Source organism: Acidovorax sp., assembly GCF_022763525.1.
In the GTDB taxonomy this organism is placed as follows: Bacteria; Pseudomonadota; Gammaproteobacteria; order Burkholderiales; family Burkholderiaceae_C; genus Acidovorax.
Genome location: NZ_JALEGG010000289.1, coordinates 1 through 2,986 on the forward strand (window position 1 = coordinate 1; position 2,986 = coordinate 2,986).

Genomic DNA, 2,986 nt, shown 5'->3' on the forward strand with positions numbered 1-2,986 from the left:
CTTGCGGCTCGCGCCACTGGGCGTGTTCGGGAGCCAACCAGAGCAGGTCGTCCAGCGACAATGCCAGAGCCTGCGCCACGTCGTCGGCCGTGGCCAGGATGGGCGAGGCGCTGCCATGGCCCCGCCAGGCGGGCACGGGCCCCGGCGTGGCGGGGCGCAGTAACCAGTGCAGCGGTTTGCCGGCGCCGGGGTTTATTGCCCAGCGTCGGAAGGCGCTGGAAAGGTGGGATGCGGTCCATGCATGAACCGGCGAGGAGGGCGGTTCGACGTTGAAGGCGTCTTCGTCGAACAGGTCGTCCGAAGCATCGTCGTGCTCGCTGTCTGCGTCCAGCTGCGCGTCGTCATCCAGGGGCTGCTGCAGTGCCAGCGCGCTGTTACGCACCCCAGCCTTGCGCCACCAAACGCCTTGGGCAAGCCAGGTGGTCACGTCTTCCGGTTCCAGCCGCGCCCATTCCAGCGGGTCCATGACGGACAGCCGCCGCAATTGCTCGAACAGAGGCGCTGGCAGCGGGGACGGGTCCCGGGCTGTGGCCGGGCCGCCCAGGCAGTCCGAGACCCGCGCGACCAGAGCGGGCAGCGCTCGCCGCTCGGGGCCGCCTTGCGCATCGGCCAGCACGGCCATGGCGATGGCCCTTGCCAGTGCGCGGACAGGGGGAGGCAGCCGCGTCACGGTGGGCAATGGAGAAAAGAGGACGAAGCCACCAAGGTGGCCCGGCACCAACCAGCGGGTTGGGCGCGAACTGGGCGCCATCGAAGGCGGGTGGTTCGCGCGCCGCAATGGGCGCTTTGGGAGTCAACACCATGGGGATGCCCCACGGCTCGAACCTGGCAAGGCTCGAAGTGCTTGGCGCCGGGCCGTGGCAATTCTATGCTTGCTATCAAATAAGGAGCTTTTTGCGCTTTCTGCATCAGCGCTGGGGCCCAAAATTTCAAGAAATGTCGACCTTGAGGTAATGTGCCCCCGCGATCGGGTTGTGGTAGTACGGCGGGATCTCTTCGAAGCCCAGATCCGTGTACAGCGCGCGGGCCGATTCCATGTCGTCCAGCGTGTCGAGCAGTACGCAGGCATAGCCTGCCTGCCGTGCGCGGTCGAGCATGGCCTCGGCAAGCTCGCGGCCCAGGCCGAAGCCGCGGAAGGCCTTGCGCACGTAAAGGCGCTTCATCTCGCTCGCGTTGGGGTAGTCGGCCGTGTCCAGCGGGCGCAGGGCGCAGCAGCCGGCCACGGCGCCGTCCACGCGGGCCAGCAGCAGTGAGCCGCGCGGCTCGGCGTAGTCTCCGGGCAGGTGGGCCAGTTCGTTCTCGAAATCCTGGAAGCACAGGTCCACGCCCAAGGTGCTGGCGTATTCCCGAAAGATGTCGCGGACCTCGTGCATCTCGGCATCCGAGGTTGGGGTCAGCAGGGTGACGGAGGGCTTGTCCACAACGCAGGTCAGCAAAACGGCGGAAGCGGCAGTGTAGCGAGTCCCGCTCAGAAGGAGGGCGCGCCCGCCAGTGTGGACACCCACCAGGCCAGGGCGCTGCTGGCAGCCAGCACCACCAGGGCGAGAGCGCGGCTCGCCCCATCGTCGCGCGACGGCGCGGCCGGGGTGGGGAGCACCTTGTCGCCGTGCACCATGGGTCCCACCAGCCGCTGGCGCCGCACGACCACGTAGAACACGATGGCCAGCAGATGCAGCACCACCAAGCCGATGACGAGGTACTGGCCGATCTCCTGGTGGTAGCTCGTGGCCTGCCCGACCACGGCATTGGAGACAAACCGGGTCAGCGGCCCGGCGAACGCGATCTCGTCGTCGCTGAGCAGGCCCGTCACCACCTGGGCCGCCAGCACCGCCAGCAGGGCGAAGACCGACAGCGCTCCCAGTGGACTGTGGCCGATGCCGTCATCGGCTTGCGCTGCACCCCGGAGGTAGCGCACCAGGCGCGCGGGCGAGTAGATGAATGCGGCGAAGCGCGACCAGCGGCCGCCAACCACGCCCCACACGATGCGGAACACCAGCAGGGCCAGCACCGCGTAGCCCAGACGGAAATGCCACTCCATGGCATTGCCGCCCATCTTGGCCGTGATGACGAGCGCGATCACGCAGGCGGCCAGCGCCCAGTGGAAGAGCCGAACTGGGAGGTCCCAGATGCGGACGGTGTGCTGTGGGGGCGGGGACTGCGTCATCGTGTCTGCGGCGAAGTGGGGGGGAAGTGGCTGAAGGCGTGACAGACCGTGGGGTGAATGGGCGCATTGTGATGGAGACAGGCCTTGCACGAAAGTGGCGCGCGTCCTGGCGGTGCCCCGCCGGGCACTGCAGCAAGAACAGCGCCAAACCGGCATACTGCCAGCGCTGGGAATCTGTTCCCGATCGCGCCGGGGTCGCCGAGGCACCGGTCCGCCGATCGCCGGGCCGGTTCCGAGCGCCGATCTCCATCTCAACCCCACGACAAAAAGGAAGTACCCATGAAAGCAATTGCTGCGTTGTCCCTGGCTGCCGCTGCCCTGACTTTGTCGGCACCAGCCTCGGCCCAGTTCGCCAAGGCCGAGGACGCCATCAAGTACCGCCAGAGTGCGCTCTTCGTGATGGGCCAGCATTTCGGCCGCCTGGGCGCCATGGCCAATGGCCGTGCTCCTTTCGATGCGAAAGCGGCGCAGGAAAACGCCGACGTGGTGGCGCAGATGGCCAAGCTGCCCTGGGCGGGATTTGGTGCGGGCACGGACAAGGGCGCGCCCACGAAGGCACTGCCTGAAGTCTGGACCGAGCAGGCCAAGTTCAAGGAGCACTCCGACAAGCTCGAAGCTGAAACAGTCAAGCTGGCTGCAGCCGCCAAGACGGGCAATCTGGACAACCTCAAGACGGCATTCGGCGCCACGGCCGGCACTTGCAAGGCCTGCCACGACAGCTATCGCGCGAAGTAAGGTACTTCCCCCTGCACGGCTACGCCGCTCGGCGCTGGTCGCCGGAGGCGACAGCTCTTCGGACCGTCCAAGCCTGCGCAGGCAGGC

Annotated in this window: 3 protein-coding genes and 1 pseudogene; 1 reads left to right on the top strand and 3 read right to left on the bottom strand. The window is 67.5% G+C overall.

The window, feature by feature from the left end; translation table 11 throughout:
- The 3 genes and pseudogenes from MRY84_RS21970 to MRY84_RS21980 form a co-directional block, all read right to left on the bottom strand.
- A pseudogene (locus tag MRY84_RS21970) lies at positions 1-670 on the bottom strand (RNA-directed DNA polymerase); the annotation flags it as partial.
- Between the two features lie 259 nt (positions 671-929).
- The gene (locus tag MRY84_RS21975) at positions 930-1,421 is read right to left on the bottom strand and encodes a GNAT family N-acetyltransferase (protein ID WP_291507803.1); all 492 of its coding nucleotides are present in this window, start codon (positions 1,419-1,421) and stop codon (positions 930-932) included.
- Between the two features lie 47 nt (positions 1,422-1,468).
- Positions 1,469-2,164, bottom strand: coding sequence for a cytochrome b/b6 domain-containing protein (locus tag MRY84_RS21980; RefSeq protein ID WP_291507804.1), 696 nt, complete (start codon positions 2,162-2,164; stop codon positions 1,469-1,471).
- Positions 2,165-2,443: 279 nt separating this feature from the next.
- Between MRY84_RS21980 and MRY84_RS21985 the strand changes: the two genes are divergently transcribed.
- Positions 2,444-2,899: a cytochrome c gene (locus MRY84_RS21985; RefSeq protein ID WP_291507805.1), complete on the top strand. Its 456-nt coding sequence runs from the start codon at positions 2,444-2,446 to the stop codon at positions 2,897-2,899.
- The last annotated feature ends 87 nt before the right edge of the window (positions 2,900-2,986 follow it).